This is a genomic window from Candidatus Thiodiazotropha sp. LNASS1, assembly GCF_964212655.1.
Taxonomy (GTDB): Bacteria; Pseudomonadota; Gammaproteobacteria; order Chromatiales; family Chromatiaceae; genus Thiodiazotropha.
Map to the genome: position 1 here is coordinate 4,315,922 of NZ_OZ156465.1, position 24,186 is coordinate 4,340,107.

Below are 24,186 nucleotides of genomic sequence, written 5' to 3' on the forward strand. Positions count from 1 at the left end.
ATGAGATAATCTGTAAAGCAATACAGGAGAAGAGACTCTTATCATTTACATATAAAGGGCATAGGCGCGTTGTTGAGCCACATACACATGGCATCAGCACTGCTAATAATGAATGTCTCCGCTGTTACCAGATTTCTGGCGGAAGTGTTTCAGGATGAGTTCCTGATTGGAAAATTATGACCACAAATAATATTGATGGGTTAACCATAAGTGATGACACCTTTGAATGCCCTCGCGATGGATACAAAAAAATGATGGCGGTATGCATACAATATTTTGTGAATTGTAATGCTATGAATTGAAGGTATACATATATGAACGAAATCATATGCCCTAATTGCAGCAAGGCTTTTAAAGTAGATGAAGCGGGCTTTGCTGACATTCTTAAGCAAGTTCGAGATCATGAATTTGAAGAAGAGCTAGCAAATAGGCTAGCTCTTGCAGAAAAAGAAAAAGACAGTGCGGTTAAACTTGCAGAAGCGAATGTTAAAAACTCCTTACAAGAGGCGCTAACTAAAAAAGACAAAGAAATAATAGAGCTGAAAGCGAAAAACAGTAATGAGCTTGCAGAAAAATTAGCCGAAAAAGAATTAGAAATCTCTGAAATGAAATCTAAAATTCAAAACTCAGAGACAGAAAAAAAACTAGAAGTATCTGAAGCAGTTAAGAAGTTAGAGAAAGAACGAGACGACTTGACCAATGATCTAAAAATAAAAGAATCCGAAAAACAACTGCTTGAGAAATCGATTAGAGAGCAGTTTAACAATCAGCTCATGGTAAAGGACGAAACCATAAAAATGAAGGACGACGAAATCAATCGCCTTAAGGATTTCAAACAGAAATTATCAACAAAGATGGTTGGTGAAACATTAGAGCAGCATTGTGAAGTCGAATTTAATAAACTTCGCGCGACAGCGTTTCAGAATGCTCATTTTGAAAAAGACAATGATTCAAGTGGCGGAACAAAGGGCGACTTCATTTACAGGGAGAACGATGATGAAGGAAATGAAATTATTTCCTTGATGTTCGAAATGAAGAATGAAAACGATGAAACCGCCACAAAGAAAAAGAATGAAGACTTTTTTGCAAAACTCGACAAAGATCGTAAAGATAAAAAATGTGAATATGCGATTTTAGTGTCTCTTTTAGAACCAGATAACGAACTATATAATAATGGAATCATTGATGTCTCGCATAAATACGAAAAAATGTATGTGATTCGCCCACAATTCTTTATACCCATCATTACGCTACTGCGTAATGCGGCAATGAATTCTTTAAAATACAAGCAAGAGCTAAATTTGATGAGAAATCAAAATATAGACATCACTAATTTTGAGGACAAAATAACTAAATTTAAAGAAGGCTTTGCAAAAAATTACGCATCCGCTTCCAATCATTTTGAAAAAGCAATAGATGAGATTGACAAGGCTATCGTAAGAATGCAGAAAGTGAAGCAAGAATTAACAACAAGTGAAAATCAGTTGCGCCTAGCTAACCAGAAAGCTGAAGGCTTAACAATTAAAAAATTGACTTTCGGGAACCCCACAATGAAAGAAAAATTTAATAAAGCGAATGAAGATACCACCGCAAAATAAATGTATAACAAATCGCTCGTGCAGGACTTCCGCTTCGCTCCAACCCCACAGCTCAACCGTTGAGGCTATCGGAAAACCCAAAAATTCGATAAAATCATATAGACAGTAACGGTGCACGGAGAAAGGAAGATGGCACGTTATAAGGATTACAACTACGATCAGATGAAAATGCTGCCCGTCTCCTATGAGAAGCAAATTCTCGCGGGGAGTTTCGAATATTCTCTTTCCTATTTGATCGACAACGAGCTTGATCTAAAAGCATTGATCAACGCTATCACAATGACACCAATGGCTGACCAGCCTATGATCCGAGGCTGCTTCTAAAATTGTGATACTGGCTTATTCCAAAGGTATCACCAGCAGTCGTCAGATAGAACGCCTATACCGTGAGAATATCTTGTTCATGGCACTGTCGGCCGATTTGCAACCCGACCACAGTACTGTGGCGGATTTCATCTCCCGCGCTCCTGATGCATTAGCCGACCTGTTTGGACAAGTTGTCTTGATCTGCGACCGGTTAGGCCTGATCAGTAAAGAGATGTTCGCCATCGACGGGTGCAAGTTGCCTTTCAATGCCTCCAAGACATGGAGCGGTACCCATGCGGAACTGAACAAGAAACGCAAGAAGATCGACCGTGCAGTTCGGCGCATGCAGCAACGGCATCGGGAGCAGGATACGGCAGAACAACAACCGGACATCTATGAATATGAGCGAGAGCAGATCAGAAAACTAAGGGCGACTTCGCGCAAGATCAAACAGTTTTAGCTGAAGACGAAAGGCACACATTGTGCTATGCTTTTGGGATGAAAACCTTTGCATGGAGTTCGGAGAAGAATGAGCTTCTCAAGACAGAACGGGGAATTTCCTTTGAAGAGGTGGTACTGAATATTCAGCTCGGGAATGAAGTCGATATCTTCGAACACCCGAACCAAGAACGATATCCAGGCCAACAAATCTCCGTTGTCGTCATTGAGGGCTACGTCTACCTCGTTCCGTTCGTCGAGAACGAGGAAGAAGTCTTCCTGAAAACCATCATTCTCAGCCGAAAGGCTACTAAACAGTATCTTGGTGGTACAGATGAATAAGCTCGATCCTGAAGAAAAGGAAATCCTTGAAGCCTTTGAAGGTGGCCAACTCAAACGGGCCAGGGGGGCGTCGAAAATTATTGCAGAGCATCAAAAATATGCCGAAGCAACCTTCAAGAAAGATGCCCGTATCAATATTCGCCTGTCTTCCAAGGATCTCAGGGCACTTCAAGCTCGAGCCTTGAAAGAAGGCATTCCTTATCAAACGCTGGTGTCCAGCGTGCTCCACAAATTCGTGGATGGCCAACTTGTCGATAAAGCGGCTAACAAGTAGTTCCAGCTGACGCCAAACACTGTGCGGCTTATTGCGCAAGCATTCTGTATTGTTGCGCAAACGCCGCTCCGCATTTGGCTTTGCTGAACATTGGCGACATCAGTAAAACAATTTCATCCGAGAAGAATATGCGATGAATTCAAAACTTACTAAATATGCTTTCTTGGCTGGAGTCGCTTATTTTTGCTGCATGGCAACTGCACATTTTTTCGGCATAAAAGTTCCCGTATTGTTCGTGTATTACGACACACCTTTTTATGCTTACCAAGACAAAATTATATCTTTTGCTGTATGTGCGTATATCGCTTTGTTCTATTCAGCTTCGCAACACCGATCTGTGGCGCTTAACGCAATTATTGTGCTAGCAGTAACCGTGCTTGGTTTAAGCTCGGTCAATTTGTCGAGTTCCCTTGCTTCTGTGCTGGAAGAGGGGCAATCTACTTTGCCGTATTGGTTACAAACAGGTGCAATCGCATTTTATCTTGTTGCACTTGTGGTCTTATACATCAAGGATGGCAAAAGCTCATAACAAGCGACTATGGCGTAAATGGCATCACCCAAACCATTCCCTCTTAGAACTCAAGCTGAATAAAACTATTCCAAATTTAAAGGGTCAGACCCCTTTTTCTAACATATCCAGCCGATTCCAGGGATCATTCATCTCCCCTTTACGGCGTCCATGTCCCTTGCGACGTGGCTCTTTGTCGGGTTCGAATCTTATTAACTCACGGCGATCAACAATCTTTCTGCGCTGTTGCAAGCGCCGTTCGGGTCCGGAATACGGTGTTTGATTAGTCATCCCTAAACCCCCAGAAAGTGTTGTTCATTAATTATAGTCTATCAGTAGACGTGCTGATAAATGTTAATCAATGTGAATAAAGTGGTCGGCAACAATGGATAACTATTGGCATGTGGAGTTCTTTCTGAACAACTTCGAGGTGTGACTAAAAGGGTTTTATAATATTAAAATACGCAAGAACGATTTCAGTCACCAACCATTTTTATACGTCATATTCATTGGTGCTGTGTCTAGTTGATGAGTTAAAGTTTATACGTAAGGAGGTATTCAAATGGAAGGTGACATTGACAATGAACTTCTTAACACCATTGATATTCTGCCGCTGCAATTGCGAGCTATTGCACAGATGCATTTTGTTGAAAACAACTCCTACACTGAAATCTCTCAGTAACTGTCTATCACACAAGCAAATGCTCGCAAGCGCGTCCAGCTAGCCCGGTAAATCATAAAAGAACAGAAAATAGCAGGGGTAAGACCTCTTTATAGAAACCAGGCGTCGTTAGAGTTGCATGTCTGAGATGACGCAATACGATTATTCTTCCGGTACTTGATTGAAAAACCCCGCATATGCGGGGTTTCATCTTGCAGATAAAATCTAGTCAAGTTTCCAACATGATGATAAAGCTTGTTGTCAGCGCACCTGAAAGCGAGGTCAACAGCCATTTAATCGTATTATGTGCGTTGCTTTGTACCTTATCTGTTGATTTCTCTCGCATGATTATTTCTCCTGGTTCTGTCGCTTATGCGCAGGCATTCATGGGAAGTGGTGGTTCACTGGTGGCAAATGTTTCGAGTTTCTCGAAGAACGTTTTATGATCGATGTAATGCGAACCGTCACACGAGAAGGTCATCCCGATCAGACCGTTAACGCGGTTGATCGAGCCGTTGCGCAGGTAGATGTTTTTGTCCGTCGTGCGAAGACGCCTAAACTCGTTCAGTATCGCCAGCGTATCTTCGGCATGTATCACCGGTTGCAGGTGATCGATCAGGCTGTCGCGAAATTGGTCGAGGAAACCCGGTGCCAGCACCTCCTCCTTCACGAACACCCGGTAGCGGTAGGCATCATCAGCGAACCAGCAGGTCAACTGGCTGGAGGAGTGGTGTATTTTGACGTGAAACGCGCCTTTACGGGTCAACAGCGCATGGACGATTTCATGAATGCGATCGATCTCACTGTCGAACAGGCTCTCGACTCGTGACTGTTGGAAAAGGAAGGCCCTGACGGAAGGGTCGCCTTTGATTTGTAACCATCTATCCGGCATTTCGAATCCTCCTCATACGGTGGACAAAACCAAGAAAAATACTCGGTTAATAGACATTGTATCTGCTGTGTGTATAAATAATAATAAATATTATTAATTATCAGCATAGGAAATAATCTATGCCAAAGGCAGCAAACTACAATCTGGCGCGTCGCATCAGCATTCGCCAGCTCCAGGTTTTCGACACCGTGTCACGGTTGCGCAGCTTCACTCGTGCCGCGGAGGAGCTGTACTTGTCACAGCCGACCGTGTCGATGCAGATAAAAAAACTGGAGTCCGATATCGGATTGCCCTTGATCGAACAGGTGGCAAAAAAGCTTTCTCTGACTGAAGCGGGCAAGGCGCTTCAGGCGGCCGCGCATGACATCCTTGAGACGCTGGGCCGGTTCGAGATGGAGGTGGAAGATCAGAAAGGGCTACGCACCGGACAGCTGCATTTAGCGGTGGTCTCGACGGCCAACTACTTTGCGCCGCGGCTGCTCGGGCAGTTCCGGCACCAGTACCCCGGCATCAAGGTCACATTGGAAGTCACCAATCGTGAACACATCCTCGAACGCATGCTGAACAATAGTGATGATATCTATCTGATTGGTAAACCGCCCGAATCCAGTGAACTGGAATTTCAGCCATATCTACCGAATCCGATGGTTGTTGTTGCGCCCGTGGATCACAAGTTAGCGAAACGGAAAAGCGTTTCATTACAGGAAATAGCCGACGAACCGTTTATCATTCGTGAGCAGGGTTCCGGAACAAGAATTGCTGTGGAGCACAAATTCGCCAATGCCGGGCTCGAACTCAATATCGGGATGGAACTGGGAAATAACGAGTCGATCAAGCAGGGTATTACCGGTGGACTTGGGATTGCGGTGTTGTCGCTGCACACCCTGACCAGCGGTGACATGAACGAATTGACCGTCCTGGATGTTGAGGGTTTCCCCATCTCCTGGCAATGGTTTATCGGTCATCCCCGCAGCAAGCGATTGTCGATTGCGGCAAAAACCTTCATCGACTTCATGTATGAGGAGGGGCCGTTGTTGCTGCCGGAGAATGTCATCGATAGTGCTTTAGTGGACATGTCGATGATGAAAATTAAAGGGGTTGGTGAGTAAAAGGGATCAGACCCCTTTGCTGTTTCAATAAGTAGTTGAAGTGCCCATCTCAGATCATTCATAGAGGATGAAGTCGATTCAGAGAAGATGAGTTCTTGATGCTAGCTAGATCAAATCCGGCATTCTCCAAATGCGAACTTTCTAGCTTTTTTAATGCCGCAAACTAAAATCCTTTTAATACTTAGTGTCATGTTAACATCGCTAGTCCCTGGTTTATGCAGAATCATCAAGGGTCCATATCCCAGTTCAGTTGGTTGCCAGTGAATAGTACTCGATAACAGAGTGGCTGCCTAATGAACTATTGAGTCCTTCGCCGGAAATTAACAAAGAGGGTTCTTGAAACATACTCTAGGTACAAAAATGGTTCTGATTAAATGAGGCATCGTATGGGAGAGCAATGAATGGAATTTGTCACCGACTATAGCCTGTTTCTGGCAAAATCGATCACCGTGGTATTGGCCATTCTTGCTGTTGTTGGGGGCATCATTGTACTTGCCGCTCGAGGTAAGCCCCGGAGCAAGCAGCGTCTTGAAGTGAAATACTTGAACCGGGACTACGATGATTTGGCCCATGCCCTCAAGGCGGCGATGCTGCCAAAGAAGGCATTTAAGCAGATTCACAAAACACGTAAGCAGGATCTCAAGAAATCCCGGAAACTGAGATCCGATGCCCGGTCAAAAGATAAAAAGAGAGTATTCGTGCTGAATTTTCACGGTGACATCCGCGCTTCAGCGGTGGCCTCCTTGCGTGAAGAGATTACGGTCATCCTGTCCGTGGCAAGGCCGGAAGACGAGGTCGTGCTGCGTTTGGAGAGTAGTGGCGGTCTGGTCCATGCCTATGGCCTGGCGGCTTCCCAGCTTACGCGACTCAAGGACAAGAATATACGACTGACAATAGCGGTGGACAAGGTTGCCGCGAGTGGCGGATATCTGATGGCCTGTGTGGCCGATCATATCATTGCTGCACCATTTGCTGTGGTCGGTTCCATTGGTGTGTTGGCACAATTGCCAAATTTCAACCGTTTTCTGAAACGACACGATATCGATTTCGAGCAGTTCACTGCCGGTGAATTTAAAAGAACGGTCACCCTTTTTGGCGAAAACACTGACAAAGACAGAGAAAAGTTTCGTGAAGAGATCGATGAGGCACACCGGTTGTTTAAGGCATTCATAAAGTCCCAGCGCAGCGAGCTTGATATCGAAACTGTGGCGACCGGGGAACACTGGTACGGGACACGCGCCCTGGAATTGAAGCTTGTCGATGAATTATGCACAAGTGACGATTACCTATTGGAGGCCAGAAAAACAGCAGAGCTTTACCAAGTCACTTTCAGACCGCTTAAATCTCTCATCGACCGATTGTCGTCATTGCCATCGATATTTGATAAAGGACTTCTGGGGCGTGGCAGAAGTGGGTATGGGGTGCACGAAATAGAGTAACAATCGAACCTGCTCTGCTGAAGGTATCGATAGATAAGAATAATTGAGGAGGAATTATGAATATATTAATGCTTGTTCACTCTCAGAGGTGGTGAATTCCAATATTGAAGCATCGGGTATCAAACAGCTGCCGGGTATATTGATTTATGCCCTAACGCAGATACAAAAAAATCGTTAAAGTACTAAACTGAGTTCAGGGAACCACGGCTCGCGGTTTAAGGCATCTTTAATTATTGATATGGAGATGGTCATGAGGTGCGCTTTCACTCTTATATTCGCTGTGCTGCTCATGGTCGCAGCGGCCCACGCCGAAGTCAGTACCGTTCAATCCGGTACACTCCTTCCGATTCACCCGCAAAGCTATCAGTCTTCAGAGACCTGTTCGAACTGCCATACCCGATTGTATGAGCAATTTAAGCATTCGATGCATGCCAGGGCTTTCGAGAATCCTGTTTTTCAGTATCAATTTTACGAAGTATTTCTTCCACAAATGGCGAATGATAATGATAGCGTTTTCGCTGCAGCTGCCTGTTTGGCATGCCATTCACCCACGACACTTCTATCCCAGGATCTGCGTCTGCCTGCCCCTGACGCTGTAGATAAATCACTGCCAGGTGTGACCTGTGACTTTTGCCACACACTGACGGGGTATACTGGACCGAGTCCAGGCAATGCCAACTACCGTCCTTCCCCCGGTCCGATCAAGTATGGTCCACTGAAATTTTCTTCTGACTGGCACCGTGCCTACTCGCAGTTTCAGCGCCAGAGCGAGATCTGTGCCGTATGCCACGAGGCGAAGAATAGATTTGGAGTGCCGATACACACGACCTACAGCGAATGGAGGGCCAGTGCCTGGCCAAATAGAGGGATTGTTTGTCAGGATTGCCATATGAGTGCGAGTGGTCGACTGGTATCGGGTAAGCCGGTCTTTGATTCGGGTGTCCTGGCCACAAACACGCTTATCACGCCGAAAGAGCGCGAAAAGATCTATAGTCACAATTTTCCAGGCGCGAGAGTAGATAACCAGCTTCACGGGGTGGTGAAGTTACAGGTGTACAGTTTCCCCAGGCAGCTGAAACCGGGTCAACCGATGTTTATCGGTATTGAGTTGGATAACACAGAGGCAGGGCATAGCCTGCCGACAGGCGCGATTGAATTACGTCTGGCTTGGCTGGATGTGAGACTCAGGATGCAGGACAAGGAGTGGCAGCTTAAGGCAGAGCCAACTGCGAAGATGAATTGGGATGTGGCAGGGGCCAGTCCTGCGGATAAGGCACTGAACGGTACAGACATATCGCCGGGCAGCCGACTTTACCGGGCAATTTTAGTAGACAGAGAAGGCCAGCCGACACTCAACAAGTGGGAGGCGGTCGATAAGGTGTTCGATAATCGCTTGCAGGCGGGAGAGGGGCGGCGTGAGCTGTATCGTTTTACCCTACCGGCAGATGTCTCAGGCAGTGTTGAGGTCGATGCGGTACTTCGATATCTCCGCTATCCTCCAGGCGTCGCAATACGTCTTGGTAGCGGCACTGTCGATAGTGTTCTGGTAGCTAAGGCCAATAAGATCATTCAGATCAGTGACAACTAACAACCCTATTGCATTCATTATTTACGAATCTAGGAATACCCCCTTTACCACCACATCCAAAGATATGGTTTTCTACTTACCTGCCAGTAGATATCGAATGGCTTCCAGGATAACGAAAGAGGGTGTTTGATGAGGAAACATGAAACGTAGATCACCCTCCGGTGTGATCAGATAGGTAACCGATGAGTGGTTGACCGCATAACCGAAATCGGATCCTTCAATGACAGCTTCTTCGTATTGTGCGCCATAGCGTCTGGCGACCTCGGCAACTTCACCTTCACTGCCGGTTACACCCACCAGGTTGGGGTGGAAGTGTCTGACATACTCATCCAGTACTTGGACATTATCCCGTTTGGGATCGACACTGATAAACACGCCATGTACAGATTTCAACTCATCTTCACTGAGTTCATTCAGGGTCTGGGCAATAATGGCAAGGGAGGTAGGGCAGACATCGGGGCATTTGGTATAACCGAAGTAGAGCAGTACCACTTTCCCTCTAAATTGTTTCAATGAGACCTTGCCTTGGCTGGAATAGAGAACGAAATCTCCGCCGGGTGACTCACTGCGGGAGCTGAGTATCTCGTCTTCTTGGACCATCTCATCCGATGCGGCGGATGAGAACAGGATGAGCAGCGCAAAGAAGAAAAAGATCATCCGAAACATAGTGCCTCATGGCTCCTTGCCTGACTAATAAACATTTTATCCAACATTAATCCTCCTACCATGTGCCGTTGCTGTCAGATTATTAGCCATACATGTGGCAACTTCTCTGTTATCGACACAACAGTCGAAAACCGCAGATTGATTGAGTCCTTTGTAGGATCAACTTTTCGGGGGATTGAGCGGCCGGTCAAAATTAAGACATTTTTTTGCTAAGGATAAGAATGAAATTCCTAATATAGGGTGAATAATCGAGTGAATTGACTATAGTATACACGCTCAAGACCAACTAAAAAGGAAGGTTATCTTGCGCTATCAATTCATATCCAAACTGCTGTTTCTGGCACTATTACCCATCACGACACAAGCGCTGGAGCTCTCCTGGGTAGGCTGCGGTATAACCCGCAACGCGTTTATGGCCGATCTTGCGGCTGCCTACAAGGAGGAAACCGGTATCGATATCACTATCGCCGGTGGGGGCGCTACCAAAGGGATCCGCGAAATTACCGGCAATCAGGCAGACATAGGTGGCGCCTGCCGATTCAAGCTGGATTCAAGTCGGGTGGAAGCCAGCGCCAATATGATTCCCGTGGCCTGGGATGCGCTGGTGGTTGTGGTGCACAACTCCAATCCCATCGATTCTATCAGCCTGGTGCAGCTGCGTGAGCTGTACCGGGGTAAGATCACAAACTGGTCCCAGCTAGGCGGGGCGGATCAGCCATTGGAACTGCTTATCCGCAAGGGAAAGATCTCCGGCGTCGGTTACACCCTGCGTCAGCATCTGTTCGAAGATCCGAAGGCCAGTTTCATCAGCAAGCATGAATTCCCGTCTTCCGGTCCTTTGGAAAAAACGGTGGAAAAGAATCCCAATGCCATCGCGGTCACCGGCATCGCGAGTGCGCACAAACGGGATTTCAAGATTCTCAAACTGGAAGGCAAGGAACCGAGTTTTGAGAAAATCCGCACGGGTAACTATCTGCTCTACCGCCCACTCTATCTGGTGCACAACAGGCACTCACCCAACAGTCGGGAGTCCAACCGCTTCATTCAGTTCGCCTTAGGGCCCAAGGGCAGGGAGATTATCCGTAAAAATGATGTCGTGCCTTACTTCGATGGCATGTTGTTGTTGCAGAAACGAATGGAGCATTGGAAGCAGTTCGTCAGAGAGGCCCTCGCCAAGCAATAAAATAAAAGGGGGCGCCCAATGACCGCTTCCGCTCAACAGAGCGAACGCCTCCCCGTGGCCATCGCTCCAATCAACCGGCAGATCACGCATTGTGCGCCTGTCTATCTGTTGCGTCACTCCGTGGTTATCTATTGGTTGAATAGGTAACTTATTGTTTTTCGGATCGTTCCAGGTGCGAATACTCCTCAATTTGACTTATGTCTTTGCCATCTCTTTCGCTGTAAAACAAAATATCACCCAGAAATGATTGATGACGAAGATCCGAGTATCTATCCTGCATCTTTCCGATTTGCACCTACGGAGACATTCATGAAACGTTACGCTTTTATTCTGGCTATCAGCATCACTGCACTTCTTATTTCCGCTTCGGTTACGGCCGGCAGTTCGAGTCAGTGTCCCGATATATCTCAGGCGCAGAAGATTGGGGATTGCCCTACTGAAGATGACATGAAGCGCATGTTCAAAATCCATTGTGGCTTTGAGCGTGATCCAAACGCCAAGAAAAAGACTGAGCTGTGTGACAGCTACGGAGAGTATAAACGTCGCAAGAATAATGCGCTGTGGGAATCCTCAGACAAAGAATTCATGGGCTACGTAAGCTGCGCCGTACCCCCGGCGGAGATCAAAAAGGGTCAACCCACAAGTATTGCGATATCACAGAAAAACGGCCTGTATAAAATAACTTGCAGTTATCAGAGTGGTGCAAAGCTATCCATGCGTACCCGCAGTGTATGCCGTGTGCCCGGTGTGAAGAATTCACTGATGGTCATGCGTGCCGAATGTGGCGCCAACGGTAAACCTTGCAAGTTTGAATGTGATTGAGACTCGGGATGTCCGATATCAGTAAAGGCAGTGATTGTCGGCATGGCACGTTGAGGGAATTCAAACGTTACAACATATTTCGATATTGGCCGTAGCAGTTCCGGTCGCTCGATACCGGTATAAAGTACCTGGTTCCTTTTTTTGTGGAATTAACTGTCGCAGAGAGGAATGGCGCTTACTTAAGCCGAGAACCACCGTCATCCCGGCGCAGGCCGGGATCCAGAATGCTTGATGGTGACGGTATTCCTGGATTCCGGCCTGCGCCGGAATGACAGAAATCCTGAAATTCGTCTAAAGTAAGCGCCACTCCTCTACGACCCTGATTATTGCTGGCCCTCAGCGTCGACGAGGGTGTAAAAGAATTTAAAATATGGACACAAAATAATTATTTTAAAATAGAGCGTAAAATCAGATAATCGACTCAAGGATATTCAATTTACTCATCATGCATTGGTAAAGGGAGGTACAGCGGTGGCGATAAATTTCAGGATGATGGCGGCCGTGCTGCTGACCATTGCTGCCACAGGTGTCAACGCCGTCCACCTCAATTCGGACGGCGCCGGTCAAATTGCACTCTTACCGTACTACACCGTCAACAACGGCTTCATCACCAACCTGACCGTCACCAACACCACGGAGCTCAATAAGGCCGTCAAGGTCAGGTTCCATGAATCGCGTATCGGTTACGATGTCTTCGACATCAATGTCTATCTGGCGCCCTACGATGTGTGGAACGCCACACTTCGTATGAATACCACGACCGGTCTGCCCAACCTCATCACCGAGGATGAGACCTGCACCTATCCAGACAAGGCCATATTGCAGGCCAGTATCGACTTCAGCAACAGCTATGACGCCACCACCGACGAAGATCTGACCGAAGGTTATGTGGAGATCATCGAGATGGGTGTCCTGGCCGATGGTTCCGGCCCGGCAGAAGACAGTGGTCTAGAGGCGGAAATCGATGCCGGCGGGAGTGCTGATGGTGTTGTCAACCCAGTAGCGGGGGACCGCTCCATTGCGGATGGCCTGCGGCATGATGCCACAGGCATACCGGCGGATTGCTCTGTGGTCGCGGATGCCTGGAGTGCCGGTGATGTTGATGAGCAGATCAACGGCTTCGAGTCCGGTGCCTTGTCGACAGAAGGGATTGCCCAGGATACGGGTGGGGCGGGAGTGCCCTATGGGGACAGCCTGAATGCGGGGCTGGTTGAGCCCACCGGCGGGATCAAGGTCTATTCAATAATGCTCAACGTCACCAGCGGCGCCGCTTTTGTGCAGCAGGCCACCCATATCGATCACTACACCACGGTGGCCCAGCACTATCGGCCGGACGATCCGGTCAACTCCCAGTTGCCGTCGCTGGCCTCCGGCGATGTGCAACGGGCGAACATGCTGAGCACAGATGGTAACACGGTGAAATCCATCGACCTCCCGCTGGCCGAGTACGATACCGGTTCCGTCTACGACATCACCCCCAACCCGTCGATCCCTATGGGCTCCAATCCATTGCCGATTGCCTTGGTACTGAGTGCCGATGCGGTCGCTGCGCCATACTTCGTCGAGTTCGGCGTTAATGGTGAGACCGATATCGTGCTGAACTTTCCGATGCGCAAGCATGGTATCTACAACAGCCACACCTTGACCAATGACCACGATGATACTGGTCCCCTGGAAGCTTGCTCAGGTACCTTGAATGACGGGATTAACGATGGTGAGACTGTCACCCTAGAAAGCTTAGGCACGCAGTTTAACGACCATCCTCATGATGGTGCAGGCACCTTCTGTAGAAATGCAGGATATTTAATAAATGCAACGCCTGACACAGAGATACGTCTCTTCTACTACGACTATGAAGAAAGGGCTGCTGCGCTTGACGCTGACGCTATATCTGATTCGCTTATCAGCCCTTTGAAATTAACAGTTTCTCTACCACGTGTAATCAATGTGGTTTCCGTGAATCGTGCCATTGGTGGTAATCAGTCTGTTCTGGGCACCCCTGCCGCGAATGTTTTCAACTGGAATCTTGATCCTGGCTTTGAGGCGGGATGGGTGACCATCTCAGCCGCTGCCCAATACGACTACGCAACCAACCCAAGCATAATTACGATGACCGAAATCATTGGTGGTATCGGTGCTATGGCTGGAGAGTGGACAGGTGTCCCGGTCATCGGTTTCTCCGCCATGGCGGCGGATCTGGGGCCATCCCAGTTGGGTGAGGTGGTTGAGCTGTATCGTAACGTCAACCGCAATTGAGAGTGAATGGTGTGGTTTAGAGGGCCGCCTGCGAATCATAGAAAACTATTGATTACATTTTATTTTTATGACGTGCACTCGTTTATCATGAAAACCATTGCTGGTATTTCCTGGTATAAATGGTGCTATTGACACCCAGGCGGACACCAGAAACAATTTAGGCTTGTTTGATACGGGTGCAGTACAATGAGTAAGAACAATTTCCCGTTCGTCGCCTTGGGTATCGGCCTGTTTTTGATGCTGATCGTGATGAAAGGCAGCGTCACAGGTGATGATGGGGCGACTGCCATGCCATTGCTGACCCTGCTCGTGGTGAGTGAATTCGCTTTTTTCGTGACCGCCGTCGGGGCCTACCTGGGCGTCATGCAAATATTGTCGGTCGGTATCAAGCCACTGATCGCAGTCGTCACGCTGTGCTGCATCGTGCTGTCGATCGGCTTTATGTGGTTGGGGATAGAGCTATGGCCGTTCAGCGGTTGATCTCTCCTCCCTGAGTTTCTCCCTGACCGCCATCAATATCTTGCCGAAGGTGTTGTGACCGCGCCCGTCTCGGCCGCAGCCCCAGTAGTAGTCGAATTGACTGTTCTCGATGATCTTCTGCTCCTTCGTGGCAAGCAAGGCTTCGACGACTTCAGGATGGGTGCGGCATTTTATATAGATACCGCGCGTCATGATGGTTTCCTTGACCTGTTCCCAATCATTGCGTGCCGATTTTTTGTTTTTTGCCGCGAGTTTTTTCGCCTTGGCGGGATGATCCGCATCACGAATGGTGGTGCGCAGCCCACCGGGTTTGAATTTCATGCCCTGGTAGTAGTGTTCAACAGAGGGCCAGACATCGCCGTCAAGTTCAAACCCATGTTTGGAATAGCTGGAAAGAGGATTAAGAGGATCTGTACGGGATACATAAAGCGGTGTTGATTCCGACTTTGAAAATAGCATTCCTGGATACCTTTGATCTGCAGACATTGGCCAAATTGTCCCTTAACAGGGCTCACAATCCAAGTCATGACCAAGTGTGATGTCATCAATGCCATAGAGGGAAAATGATATTTATCGTCCAACAACATAGGCAGTAAAAGTTCTATCGACAAAACTGCACTATCCAGGTGTTTTTTAAGAAACGACGAGTCAGGATAGGGACGGAACCGGGTAGATGAAACTGCTTAAAATGATTACCACGAACACATATCTGAATTTACTGGTCGGCATTCTGCTTTTATATACCGGTGCTTCAGAGGCCTGGTATGAACTACAAACCATCGAGCAGTTTCGTATCGGGATGCACCATGGCGTTCTACTGTTTGCGCTGCTGCATATCCTAAAGACGCTGCCCGATCTGTTTGAGGGGCTCGAGCACATCAATCAGGTAAAAAAAGGAGATTAAACAGCTCTCCCTGCCGACCGTGAAACTTAACTGATTTCAAGTTCAAATCTGCCATCGATCAGCTCAGTCACGCCGGTTGCAAACTGCGCACACTCTCGCGCCATGGTTTGGCGTAACCATATCCGGTCCTTTTGAGATGGGTAGTTCAGGCGGAATTTTCTGATCTGGAATGGCGTCATCACCAGGCGCGTCACCCGGCCGGCATGCGGGTCAAAGGTGAGGAAATAGGCCAGCGTCAGATCGTCCCGAAACAGATCGTATTTACCGATCCCCTCATAGTCGTTGAGAAAGTCGCCACAGCCGTAGATGATGGGAGCACCATGATACAGTTCTATCCCTTTCGGGTGGTGGGAGGAGTGGCCATGGACGATGTCCACCCCCGTCTTGTCCACCAGCCAATGGGCGAAGCGGCGATGTTCGGGTGGAATCCCATAGCCCCAATTGCCGCCCCAGTGGATAGAGAACAGAATCAGGTCGCCGGTCTGTTTCCTGGTGGCGATATCAGCCGCCAATCGGGTAATCTCTGAACTGCTGAACGATTTCAAAAGCGCTATACCAGGCCGGTTTACCTCGGCCCGCCATGCCGTGGGCACGCCGCTGGAACGATGGGCAAAGGCATACAGAAGAATCCTGCCTTTTCCCGGCAGATCGAAGATCAAGGGTGCTTCAGCGCTGGCGCGGTCCCGCCCGGTGCCGGCATATTCAATATTCTGGTTCTTTAGACTGGTGAGGGTTTCGGCCAAGCCGGCATAACCCCAATCCAGTACATGGTTGTTGGCGAGCACGCAGGCATCAATTTGTGCCGCGGTGAGGCAGGGAGTGTTTCGGGGGTGCATGCGGTAATTGATGCCCTTACGCGGCCAATATTCCTCGCTGATGGTGATGGCTGTTTCGAGATTGATGATCCGCAGGTCCGGTTTTATTTGCTCAAACTCGGTCAAGGCATCGCCCCATATGTAATCGAAGGGAACCTGTCGGGGAATGTGGCCACTCCTGTTTTCGGCGATCGTCACATAGTCCCTGGCGCTTTTGAGATGGGATTCGTAGATAGCCGGTCTGCCGGGGTAGGGCAGTATCTGGTCGATGCCGCGTCCGGTCATCACATCGCCACACAGGAACAGGGTGATGGTGTCGTCCGTTGTGTCGATTCTACCCTGGGCCGATGTGTCGATACCGAAGCTCACAGCACCCAGCCCCAGGATATGGAGAAATGTTCGTCTGTGCATCAGATACTCCTGCCTGTCGCAAGAGATTGTCACTTCATGTTACTAGTTTAGTTCGAAAACAATGCAGTAATACAGATGAGGCGAATAGCCTGAATCTTGGTTTACTCACAGTTGTTTCGCGGATGGATCCGGATATCGGTTCAACCCGGTATTCAGGCTGTACTCGGTCCTCATGTGACAGATAATGCTCATTGCCATGGATCGAGTGCGGTCGGCGTACAGGAAAAGCAGTAGCTGGAGACCCTTTTTATTCGGTTCGTGCGTTATTAACTAATCTGCCGTAAGGATTAAAGTCCAGGATGTATGCTTCAAGTTGATCTTTTTTCATCGGTTTGGCAAAGAGATATCCTTGAATGAGATCGCATCCACATGCAGTAATTGAAAGTACCTGTTCCTCGTTTTCGACGCCTTCCGCCAGGGTGGGAATACTTAGGCTGTGACCGATACGAACGATGCTCTCGACAAAAGAATTGTAGTTATCGGCTGAGTCTATATGCTGAATGAAACTTCGGTCGATTTTAATTTCATCTATCGGTAATTTATCCAAAACGCTCAATGAGGAGTAGCCGGTGCCGAAATCATCGAGTGATACCTTAAAACCTTCGCGTTTGATTTGCATCAGGATATGTTGGATCTGATCAAAGTCATCAATGAATACATTTTCAGTTATCTCTAATGTTACATTCGACGGTTTAATATCGTACTCATTTGCTTTGTCGACTAAGTATCGACGTAAATTCACATCACGCAATTGGCGTACTGATACATTAATGGATATCTGAAAGGGTTTGGATATTGATTGAATATGGCTTATCTCTCTGAATACAGTATCAATGACGAAATCACCGATATTGTTAATGAGTTTTGATCCTTCGGCCAAAGGGATGAAGTCCGTCGGCGAAATAGTACCCAGAGAGGGGTTAGTCCAACGTATCAAGGCTTCCACACCATGAAGTTGTCCGTCGATCGCATGCACTTGTGGTTGATATACCATGTACATTTCGTCGTTGTCGAGCGCCTGCTGCATGGCTTCTTGTATTAGAGTTCGTTCGTCGTTGATTTGCTGAAGTTCTTCAGTAAAGAAGGCATAATCAGCATGTTCGTTTTTTGCGCTGTGCATGGCAATATCAGCCTTTTTCATTAGATCTTCCAATGGGTGGCCCGGCTGATTCGAGGTGGCTATTCCCATGCTGCCGCTAAGTGAGAGCATGATCCCATCAACAACAATCTTCTCTCTAATTTGTTAGAAATATGTTCAGAAAATGTCTTAAGTTGTGCTACGTCACTATGTGGTACCAGAATGATGAATTCATCGCCGCCTTGCCTGACTGCCAATGTATTATCAGTTGTACAGTTTTGCAGTCGTCGGGCAAGTATCTGAAGAACCCTGTCGCCAATCGAGTGACCATAGTATTCATTGATGTACTTGAAGTTGTTCATGTCGAGAAAAATGACTGAATAGCTACTTTTATTACTCACCTTTATCCATTTGTGAAATTGATCGTCTAGGTAGTATCGGTTTGGCAGATTAGTCAATTTGTCATGTGAGGCTTGGTGTTTGAGTGTGACTCGGGAAATATTCTGAATTTTATCGATATAGCGAATGATGAAAAATAAGACTGTATTGAAAAGCAAAAATAGGAAGAAATATTTGACATAAGCAATATAGATAGAATAGTTGATGTAGCGGTACTCCTTGGATATGGCTGTAAATAGTTCATACCGGTTGTTATAGGAGATAACTTCAAGCCAATCGGTGTCTGCGCTGAAGATGTAATGCACCGGCATTTCTCTTGCCATAAACCTTTCCATATTCATACCCGCCGACTCTGCAATGCGCTGTTTCGCTAGAACAATCTCATTTTCCGGATACGGCGGTGAATAATATGTTTTATATTTATTACCTAAAGGAAGAAATGAATCTGGATATGCATACTGGCTGTAATAGGAATCATTATCGGCGTTTTGTTTTGTGATGCTCACTGCGAAGCCCTCAGCTTTCCTGCCGATGGCCCAGGGATTGTTTTCGTTTTCCACATCAATTGCAAGAGAAATTACCGCCAGTGGTGTGCCTTGGGGGTCTCGAAGAGCGTACCGAAATGGTATGATCCATTGCTTCAAGGGGTCGTAAAAATAGGTCCGGCCAAGCACCATGCCATCGCTATAAAGTGCTTTAAGGTATGTTTCCCGGGTTTCCGGGGTTTGAAGTAAATTTGGCAGTCGCTCATTGTCGAGATTCAATGAATTGTGAATCATCTTTCCATCAGGTGTTGAGATTCCGTAGGCGGTAATGGATTGATTGTCGGCGATCAACTCATCCATGGCGTTTTTTAGGGCCCCACCGTTATCTAATCCGATATCGTAAAGACGGCGTCCGAGCGTTTTCAATAGTGTGTCCAGCTGATGTAATTGGTTGATGGAGGAGATTTCAACGAGCTTGTGGATATGACTAATGTCTTTAATGGCGTTTTGTTGAATGTTATCGGATGTGACTTTCCCTGCGACAAAATAGAGCAATAGAGAACATAAAATGAGAAAAAAATAGAGACGCCACAATGAACCGACCGGCATATACATTACACAAATAGTTAGGCGTTAAAGTACTAAACCACAAAATGCAGTTTTTTGGGGTTGATAAAAATTCAGAGAATAGAATCGTGGTATCCCTGCCAACAATACTAGGTATAAATGTAAAATAAAAACTATGCAATATAAATTACATTGCGAATATCAAGTGAAAATCTTTTTTATAAACCATGTGGTTGTGATTACAAGTAAAGTTTTGTGCCATCACCCATAATTCAAATATACTTTAAACGCATAATTGATAATACAATCGTGCTATCTCAAAGGTTTATACCTACTCATACCGCCGAGCCTGTCAGTCCGAATCATACCCTCACTTACAAGGTGTCGCATGAAAGGTCCCTTCGTTAATCAGCCCATTTTAACGCTATATATGATCCTGATGCCGCAGACTCTGTTCATTGCAATGACGGGCGATCTCCTCCCTCGCGGCGGTCTGAAGGCGAACGGCCTCCGCCCAATCATCTCCCTGCGGTTCCAGTGGTGGTGAGATGATGATCCGCACGGCGCCATGGTGTGGGAAGTTGGAGTCGGATTGCAGGATGGCGCGGGTGCCTCTTAGGGTGACCGGTAAAAGCGTCGCCCCGCTTTTGGCTGCCGTGACAAAGGCTCCCATGTGGAACGGTAACAAGCCCGGTTCAGCCCGGAATGTGCCTTCGGGATAGATCGCCAACGACCGGCCGGCAGCGAGCTGTTTGGCGAACTCCTCGGTTGCGATGGCGCTGCGCAAGGTATCGAATCGCTCCACGAACACCGTATCGAGGCGTTGCAGAAACAGCCTGGAGTAGAACTTCACCGCCAGCTCCTGCTTGGCGACATAGATGAAGTCCCGGGGTATGCCGTCGATCAGTGCCAGGGTGTCGAGATAACTGGCGTGATTGGCGATCAGGATGACGGGGCGATCGGTTGCTGGAAGGTGCTCCAGGCCCTCGACACGAAGCGGTGTGGCGGTAAGGCCGCGCAGGATTCGAATCGCCTTACGGATCACTCTCCAGCGCCAGGGGAGGCGCGGCAGCAGCACGACCGAGAGCCATACCAGCGGGACCAGGGTATAGAAAATGATCCAGGCATAGAGTGCAAACAGGTAGCTTGCTGAACCTTTAAAGATCGTGCGCAGCCGCTGTGCTATCCCCGACAGCAGCAGATTCATCACCTGTAACGGCAGCGGGCGCTGTCCCCGTCCCAGGCGTCCCTGTTCATACAGTGTCCGCATGGCGCCCCGCCGCAGTTTACCGCTGGAGGTTTTCAGTACGGTATGCGGGGGCGCCAGCAACAGATCGTCCGGCGGCATCCCGAGCAGGTCGATGGTCTTGTCACGGATTGCCTGTCGCAGGGCTTCAAGACGTTGCGGATCCTTCTCCCGGCTCTCCGCCACGACGACCAGTTGTTCGCTGCCGTTGGCGGAATCGATGCTGGGGAATGCCGCCACACAACCCTTGCGGATGCCGGGAAGCTCACCGACCAGCTGCTCCAGTTCGTAAGGGTAGATGTTGCGTCCGGCACGAATGATCATCTCTTTGATACGGCCGGTAATGTAGATGTCGCCGTCCGCGAGATAGGCGCGGTCACCGGTATCCAGCCAGCCGTCCCGATAGAGGCCCTTGGTGGCTTCGGGATTGTTGAAATAACCGCGGGTGGCGGAGGGTCCCTGAAATTCGAGCCGCCCCTCGTTGCGCTCGGGGAGTGGCCGATCGGCCTCATCCACCACCTGCACCCGGTAACCGGGCAGCGGTCTGCCGCACGCCACGATGGAGAGGGGATCGGGGTCGTCCTCCGCGGCGGTAAGGGCCTCGCCGTTGAGCATGAAACGGTCTCTGTTGATCCGGTCGACGACAGGCCCGCGCAGTGGTGGCGGGAAGGCCAGCCCCACCGCCACTTCAGCCAGGCCGTAGACCGGTGCCAGGGCGTTGGCGTTGAGGCCATATGGCGCGTAACGGCGGGTAAATCCCCGCAGCGTGGTGGCGCTGACGGGTTCAGCGCCATTGAAAGCGAACCGCCAGGAGCTGAGATCCAGTCCCGCGATCTCATCTTCCTCTACCTTGCCGAGACAGAGTTCGTAGCCGAAGTTGGGCGAGCCTGAGAGGGTTCCCCGGTGGTGGTGAATGGCCCACAGCCAGCGGGAGGGCTGTGCCAGGAAATGCAGGGGTGACATGATCACTAGCGGCATCGCGAAATAGAGGCTGCCGAGCCAGGCGCCGATCAGGCCCATGTCGTGATAGAGGGGCAGCCAGCTGACGAAGACATCCTCGGGCGTGACCGCCACCGCCTTACCCATGGCGCGGATGTTGGCCAACAGGTCGGCATGGCTGAGCATCACCCCCTTGGGGTCGCCCGTGCTGCCCGATGAGTATTGCAGAAAAGCGATATCCTGGCTGTTCCTGATGGTTGCGGGAGGCGTGCCTGCCGTTTTGTCGAGCTCGGACCAGTCGACGATGTGCTGTAGGGAAGGCACCTGGGTTCTGAACAGGCGGGCTACCCTGTGCGCCTCCTGAAACGTGATCAGTATGTGTACGCCCGCGTTTTGCAATATACGTCCATGGCGGCGCATATGCTCTTCCAGCTGTGAAGGGCGTGTGGGTGGATAGATGGGTACCGGCACGGCGCCCGCCAGGAGAACGCCGAAAAAACTATGGAAATAGCTCACACCGGTGGGCAGCATCAATGCCACCCTGTCGCCTGGCTGCACCGATCGTTCCCATAAGCCTGTTGCCACCCGGGTTGCACCCTGCCATAGATCCCGGTAGCTCATCTCATCGGGTTCGCCGTCATTGCCGTAATGTAGGATATGTGTCCTCTCCGGTTGCTGATCGAGATGCCAGGCCAGGACTTCCATCAGGGTCGAGGCCGCCGATGGTAGCGTTGACCTGTCTTTCGGCAATACCTTCGGCGCCGCTGTTGTCTCCACTTCCGGCATCCCGGCTGCTTGTGTGAGCAGGGTCATCAGTGCGCGCGGTGTTTCGGCAAGCAATGCTTCGTCCGGCAGCAGGATTGCGAACGCTTTGTTGATGCGCGCCACCAGCTCGGTGCGGGCCAGGCTGTCCAGTCCCAGGTCGTGCTCCAGACGGCAATCCAGGGTCAAATCATGTTTTAAATTATCGCTGTCCGGCGACTCATCGATCAATCCTTGAATCACGCTTAGCAGGGCATCAGCGGTGATCTCGGTCTTGCGGTTATCCTTCTGTTGGTTGAGTCGATTACCCATAGGCCTGACCCTTAGGATATGAGAGGCAGTTTGCCTGCCTGTGATCATGACTGCAGCCGGATTTGTCAACACGAATAGTCATGTGATCGCCCGATGTTGCGGGCCATGGTGATGTGATCGTCGGCGCTCTCCTTAGACTTGGCCCGTTAGGCTAAGTCTAGAAGATAAAATAAGAACGCACACCCATGGGTGTATGAATTCTAGGGCCTGTTAACACTAATCCAATCAACAATATGTGATTAATCCGCAGGGGTGCGCTGCATCTTGTTCAGAATCTTATCGTAAAATCGTCTGAACCGTTGTTTGAGATCTTCAGGTCTTGACAGTATATTGCCGGATGCTATGCCGTCATATTTATAGTCAGGATCGTCAATAACCGCATAGCGGACGACATCGTCTATCAGGGTGTAGATAAAGGTCAGGATCTGTGGATTGAAAATATCGTTATGGCCTGCCATTACCGTTTTATCGGTTTTAATAAACTGCAACGGATAATCTGCAGGGAGAGGGCCTATTGTCGGGTGGCCATCAAGTGTCGTCAGTCCTTTCGGCACGCAATCATCCGGTACCTCATCACAGGGCAGTAAGGAGGGATAAGGTATATCGCCCGACCTGTTCATGGTCAGTCTGTGAGTCAAGTAGGGTGCAAAGTTGCCGGTAGTTGCCACATCGAGATGTTCTTCCCGCAACACCAGCTTCTCATCGGTGATTCGGTCGTAATAGTAGGATCTTTCCAGATCCTTCTGACGCCAGGTAAATAACAGGCCGATGGTTTGACCGATAGGAAAGAGGTAGTGGGTTGCGCTGTCCGCATCGCTGCTGATTGAGTAAAAAAGTGGATTTCTCAGGCTGGTATTTTGATTGTTTACCGCCGCCTCAACCATACTCAATGTTTGGTTGGCTTCTATGGCCGGATTAAGCACGATGACCGCATCGCCGATCCTTCCGCCATGCTCCTGTCTGTCGTTGACTATGATTTCTGTCAGCACTTCCGACGTTGCGCTAACGGTGATCGCACCGCCGAAACTGTGTCCCACGATCGCCAATACGTTTCTTTTGTTTTCACGGTCGATTTTATCCAGTTCCAACAGTAGCCGGGTTACGCCACCCTTGCCGACCTCTTGAGCGACGGCCTTGCGATCCCAGAAGGTCAGTTCCTTGAGCAGGGGCAGCTCGATGCTGCTGCCGCGCCATCCTATGTAGACCCCGACCAGGCGCCTGTTGATAAGCTGCGCGGATTCAGCAAGCAACTCCAGGGTTTTTTTGAAGTCTTTGAGATTCTCGTCGTTTTCGTCGGCATTGTGCTTCCAGCCATGAATAAAAACGATGGTTACCACACCCTGTGTCCGCTGGCGCTCGCCTATCTTGGCAAGTACCTGTTTTATCCAGTCGTCATTGAAAGCATTGCCGCGTTCGGTGAATTCGGCGAATGCCAGATCATACTTTGAATGCTCCTGGTAATAACTCTGCTTGCAGTTGCTGCTGTCGGGATCGACGCAATTACCGTCGGTCCATGCCATGAAATGATAGGGCTCGGTAGTGGCACAACCCGATACCAGTAACACGAGAATGACCAAGCCGATCGGTACTGATCCAATTATATTGCGATGCTCCATCTTGGTACCTCCCTGTTATGTTTATGATTCTACATGGTTCCTGGAAGCAGGCGTTGGAATGCATGTTTATGCACTCCACAGTAATAACTG

General features: G+C 48.9%; 23 protein-coding genes and 2 pseudogenes. 16 read left to right on the plus strand and 9 right to left on the minus strand.

The features are described 5' to 3' along the window. Positions 1-314 precede the first annotated feature (314 nt). The 6 genes from AB8516_RS19270 (at position 315) to AB8516_RS19295 (ending at position 3,487) form a co-directional block, all read left to right on the plus strand. On the plus strand, positions 315-1,598 hold the full coding sequence (locus tag AB8516_RS19270; RefSeq protein ID WP_369162789.1) for a DUF2130 domain-containing protein: 1,284 nt from the start codon (positions 315-317) through the stop codon (positions 1,596-1,598). 129 nt (positions 1,599-1,727) lie between these two features. Continuing rightward, the gene (locus AB8516_RS19275) at positions 1,728-1,922 is read left to right on the plus strand and encodes a hypothetical protein (RefSeq protein WP_369162790.1); all 195 of its coding nucleotides are present in this window, start codon (positions 1,728-1,730) and stop codon (positions 1,920-1,922) included. 4 nt (positions 1,923-1,926) lie between these two features. Further along, positions 1,927-2,364, plus strand: coding sequence for a transposase (locus tag AB8516_RS19280; protein ID WP_369162791.1), 438 nt, complete (start codon positions 1,927-1,929; stop codon positions 2,362-2,364). 38 nt (positions 2,365-2,402) lie between these two features. Next, on the plus strand, positions 2,403-2,684 hold the full coding sequence (locus tag AB8516_RS19285) for a BrnT family toxin (protein ID WP_369162792.1): 282 nt from the start codon (positions 2,403-2,405) through the stop codon (positions 2,682-2,684). Next, positions 2,677-2,958, plus strand: coding sequence for an antitoxin (locus AB8516_RS19290; protein WP_369162793.1), 282 nt, complete (start codon positions 2,677-2,679; stop codon positions 2,956-2,958). The genes AB8516_RS19285 and AB8516_RS19290 overlap by 8 nt, the downstream gene beginning before the upstream one ends. A 133-nt stretch (positions 2,959-3,091) precedes the next feature. Continuing rightward, a complete protein-coding gene (locus AB8516_RS19295) occupies positions 3,092-3,487 on the plus strand; it encodes a hypothetical protein (RefSeq protein WP_369162794.1) in 396 nt (131 codons plus the stop codon). Positions 3,488-3,571: 84 nt separating this feature from the next. Here the strand turns inward: AB8516_RS19295 and AB8516_RS19300 are convergent, their stop codons facing one another. Both AB8516_RS19300 and AB8516_RS19305 read right to left on the minus strand, forming a co-directional pair. Further along, a complete protein-coding gene (locus AB8516_RS19300; protein ID WP_369162795.1) occupies positions 3,572-3,757 on the minus strand; it encodes a hypothetical protein in 186 nt (61 codons plus the stop codon). 740 nt (positions 3,758-4,497) lie between these two features. Then, positions 4,498-5,019: a hypothetical protein gene (locus tag AB8516_RS19305; protein WP_369162796.1), complete on the minus strand. Its 522-nt coding sequence runs from the start codon at positions 5,017-5,019 to the stop codon at positions 4,498-4,500. Between the two features lie 119 nt (positions 5,020-5,138). Between AB8516_RS19305 and AB8516_RS19310 the strand changes: the two genes are divergently transcribed. The 4 genes and pseudogenes from AB8516_RS19310 to AB8516_RS19325 all read left to right on the plus strand — a co-directional run bounded on the left by AB8516_RS19310 (position 5,139) and on the right by AB8516_RS19325 (position 9,155). Next, complete coding sequence (locus AB8516_RS19310; protein WP_369162797.1) at positions 5,139-6,128, plus strand: LysR family transcriptional regulator; 990 nt, start codon at positions 5,139-5,141, stop codon at positions 6,126-6,128. Positions 6,129-6,529: 401 nt separating this feature from the next. After that, complete coding sequence (gene sohB, locus AB8516_RS19315) at positions 6,530-7,567, plus strand: protease SohB (protein ID WP_369162798.1); 1,038 nt, start codon at positions 6,530-6,532, stop codon at positions 7,565-7,567. A gap of 289 nt (positions 7,568-7,856) precedes the next feature. After that, positions 7,857-8,195 (plus strand): annotated as a pseudogene (locus tag AB8516_RS19320) (multiheme c-type cytochrome); the annotation flags it as partial. A gap of 261 nt (positions 8,196-8,456) precedes the next feature. After that, entirely contained in the window at positions 8,457-9,155 is a 699-nt protein-coding gene (locus AB8516_RS19325; RefSeq protein ID WP_369163352.1) for a hypothetical protein, read from the plus strand. Positions 9,156-9,227: 72 nt separating this feature from the next. Here AB8516_RS19325 and AB8516_RS19330 read toward each other — a convergent pair whose 3' ends face one another. Further along, on the minus strand, positions 9,228-9,821 hold the full coding sequence (locus AB8516_RS19330) for an SCO family protein (RefSeq protein ID WP_369162799.1): 594 nt from the start codon (positions 9,819-9,821) through the stop codon (positions 9,228-9,230). Between the two features lie 304 nt (positions 9,822-10,125). Here AB8516_RS19330 and AB8516_RS19335 point away from each other — a divergent pair, with 304 nt between their 5' ends. The 5 genes from AB8516_RS19335 (at position 10,126) to AB8516_RS19355 (ending at position 14,562) form a co-directional block, all read left to right on the plus strand. Next, positions 10,126-11,004: a substrate-binding domain-containing protein gene (locus AB8516_RS19335; protein WP_369162800.1), complete on the plus strand. Its 879-nt coding sequence runs from the start codon at positions 10,126-10,128 to the stop codon at positions 11,002-11,004. 18 nt (positions 11,005-11,022) lie between these two features. Further along, on the plus strand, positions 11,023-11,151 hold the full coding sequence (locus tag AB8516_RS19340; protein ID WP_369162801.1) for a hypothetical protein: 129 nt from the start codon (positions 11,023-11,025) through the stop codon (positions 11,149-11,151). Between the two features lie 162 nt (positions 11,152-11,313). Next, the gene (locus AB8516_RS19345; RefSeq protein ID WP_108340121.1) at positions 11,314-11,826 is read left to right on the plus strand and encodes a hypothetical protein; all 513 of its coding nucleotides are present in this window, start codon (positions 11,314-11,316) and stop codon (positions 11,824-11,826) included. Positions 11,827-12,297: 471 nt separating this feature from the next. Then, on the plus strand, positions 12,298-14,082 hold the full coding sequence (locus tag AB8516_RS19350) for a hypothetical protein (protein WP_369162802.1): 1,785 nt from the start codon (positions 12,298-12,300) through the stop codon (positions 14,080-14,082). 186 nt (positions 14,083-14,268) lie between these two features. Then, positions 14,269-14,562, plus strand: coding sequence for a hypothetical protein (locus AB8516_RS19355; protein ID WP_108295213.1), 294 nt, complete (start codon positions 14,269-14,271; stop codon positions 14,560-14,562). Here the strand turns inward: AB8516_RS19355 and AB8516_RS19360 are convergent. Continuing rightward, positions 14,542-15,021 (minus strand): NADAR family protein, encoded by a 480-nt coding sequence (locus AB8516_RS19360; protein WP_108295212.1) that lies wholly within the window; start codon positions 15,019-15,021, stop codon positions 14,542-14,544. The genes AB8516_RS19355 and AB8516_RS19360 overlap by 21 nt on opposite strands. A 214-nt stretch (positions 15,022-15,235) precedes the next feature. Between AB8516_RS19360 and AB8516_RS19365 the strand changes: the two genes are divergently transcribed. Further along, positions 15,236-15,466, plus strand: a complete 231-nt coding sequence (locus AB8516_RS19365) for a hypothetical protein (protein WP_108295211.1) — start codon at positions 15,236-15,238, stop codon at positions 15,464-15,466. Between the two features lie 26 nt (positions 15,467-15,492). On the opposite strand, the gene AB8516_RS19370 is transcribed toward AB8516_RS19365, so the two are convergent. The 5 genes and pseudogenes from AB8516_RS19370 to AB8516_RS19390 all read right to left on the minus strand — a co-directional run bounded on the left by AB8516_RS19370 (position 15,493) and on the right by AB8516_RS19390 (position 24,096). After that, positions 15,493-16,692 carry a CapA family protein gene (locus AB8516_RS19370; RefSeq protein WP_108340688.1) on the minus strand — a complete coding sequence of 400 codons (1,200 nt, stop codon included), beginning with the start codon at positions 16,690-16,692 and terminating at the stop codon, positions 15,493-15,495. A 247-nt stretch (positions 16,693-16,939) separates the two neighbouring features. Then, positions 16,940-17,833 (minus strand): putative bifunctional diguanylate cyclase/phosphodiesterase, encoded by an 894-nt coding sequence (locus tag AB8516_RS19375; protein WP_369163338.1) that lies wholly within the window; start codon positions 17,831-17,833, stop codon positions 16,940-16,942. Between the two features lie 15 nt (positions 17,834-17,848). Next, a pseudogene (locus AB8516_RS19380) lies at positions 17,849-19,269 on the minus strand (diguanylate cyclase); the annotation flags it as partial. 376 nt (positions 19,270-19,645) lie between these two features. Continuing rightward, positions 19,646-22,480 carry an AMP-binding protein gene (locus tag AB8516_RS19385; RefSeq protein WP_369162803.1) on the minus strand — a complete coding sequence of 945 codons (2,835 nt, stop codon included), beginning with the start codon at positions 22,478-22,480 and terminating at the stop codon, positions 19,646-19,648. Between the two features lie 239 nt (positions 22,481-22,719). Further along, a complete protein-coding gene (locus AB8516_RS19390) occupies positions 22,720-24,096 on the minus strand; it encodes a hypothetical protein (protein WP_369162804.1) in 1,377 nt (458 codons plus the stop codon). Between the last annotated feature and the right edge of the window lie 90 nt (positions 24,097-24,186).

Bases quoted from the DNA above. Each gene is read 5' to 3' on its own strand.
- AB8516_RS19270 (WP_369162789.1), top strand. From the start codon at position 315: ATGAACGAAATCATATGCCCTAATTGCAGCAAGGCTTTTAAAGTAGAT.
- AB8516_RS19275 (WP_369162790.1), top strand. From the start codon at position 1,728: ATGGCACGTTATAAGGATTACAACTACGATCAGATGAAAATGCTGCCC.
- AB8516_RS19285 (WP_369162792.1), top strand. From the start codon at position 2,403: ATGAAAACCTTTGCATGGAGTTCGGAGAAGAATGAGCTTCTCAAGACA.
- AB8516_RS19290 (WP_369162793.1), top strand. From the start codon at position 2,677: ATGAATAAGCTCGATCCTGAAGAAAAGGAAATCCTTGAAGCCTTTGAA.
- AB8516_RS19295 (WP_369162794.1), top strand. From the start codon at position 3,092: ATGAATTCAAAACTTACTAAATATGCTTTCTTGGCTGGAGTCGCTTAT.
- AB8516_RS19300 (WP_369162795.1), bottom strand. From the start codon at position 3,757: ATGACTAATCAAACACCGTATTCCGGACCCGAACGGCGCTTGCAACAG.
- AB8516_RS19305 (WP_369162796.1), bottom strand. From the start codon at position 5,019: ATGCCGGATAGATGGTTACAAATCAAAGGCGACCCTTCCGTCAGGGCC.
- AB8516_RS19310 (WP_369162797.1), top strand. From the start codon at position 5,139: ATGCCAAAGGCAGCAAACTACAATCTGGCGCGTCGCATCAGCATTCGC.
- sohB (WP_369162798.1), top strand. From the start codon at position 6,530: ATGGAATTTGTCACCGACTATAGCCTGTTTCTGGCAAAATCGATCACC.
- AB8516_RS19325 (WP_369163352.1), top strand. From the start codon at position 8,457: ATGAGTGCGAGTGGTCGACTGGTATCGGGTAAGCCGGTCTTTGATTCG.
- AB8516_RS19330 (WP_369162799.1), bottom strand. From the start codon at position 9,821: ATGTTTCGGATGATCTTTTTCTTCTTTGCGCTGCTCATCCTGTTCTCA.
- AB8516_RS19340 (WP_369162801.1), top strand. From the start codon at position 11,023: ATGACCGCTTCCGCTCAACAGAGCGAACGCCTCCCCGTGGCCATCGCT.
- AB8516_RS19345 (WP_108340121.1), top strand. From the start codon at position 11,314: ATGAAACGTTACGCTTTTATTCTGGCTATCAGCATCACTGCACTTCTT.
- AB8516_RS19355 (WP_108295213.1), top strand. From the start codon at position 14,269: ATGAGTAAGAACAATTTCCCGTTCGTCGCCTTGGGTATCGGCCTGTTT.
- AB8516_RS19360 (WP_108295212.1), bottom strand. From the start codon at position 15,021: ATGCTATTTTCAAAGTCGGAATCAACACCGCTTTATGTATCCCGTACA.
- AB8516_RS19365 (WP_108295211.1), top strand. From the start codon at position 15,236: ATGAAACTGCTTAAAATGATTACCACGAACACATATCTGAATTTACTG.
- AB8516_RS19370 (WP_108340688.1), bottom strand. From the start codon at position 16,692: ATGCACAGACGAACATTTCTCCATATCCTGGGGCTGGGTGCTGTGAGC.
- AB8516_RS19375 (WP_369163338.1), bottom strand. From the start codon at position 17,833: ATGAAAAAGGCTGATATTGCCATGCACAGCGCAAAAAACGAACATGCT.
- AB8516_RS19385 (WP_369162803.1), bottom strand. From the start codon at position 22,480: ATGGGTAATCGACTCAACCAACAGAAGGATAACCGCAAGACCGAGATC.
- AB8516_RS19390 (WP_369162804.1), bottom strand. From the start codon at position 24,096: ATGGAGCATCGCAATATAATTGGATCAGTACCGATCGGCTTGGTCATT.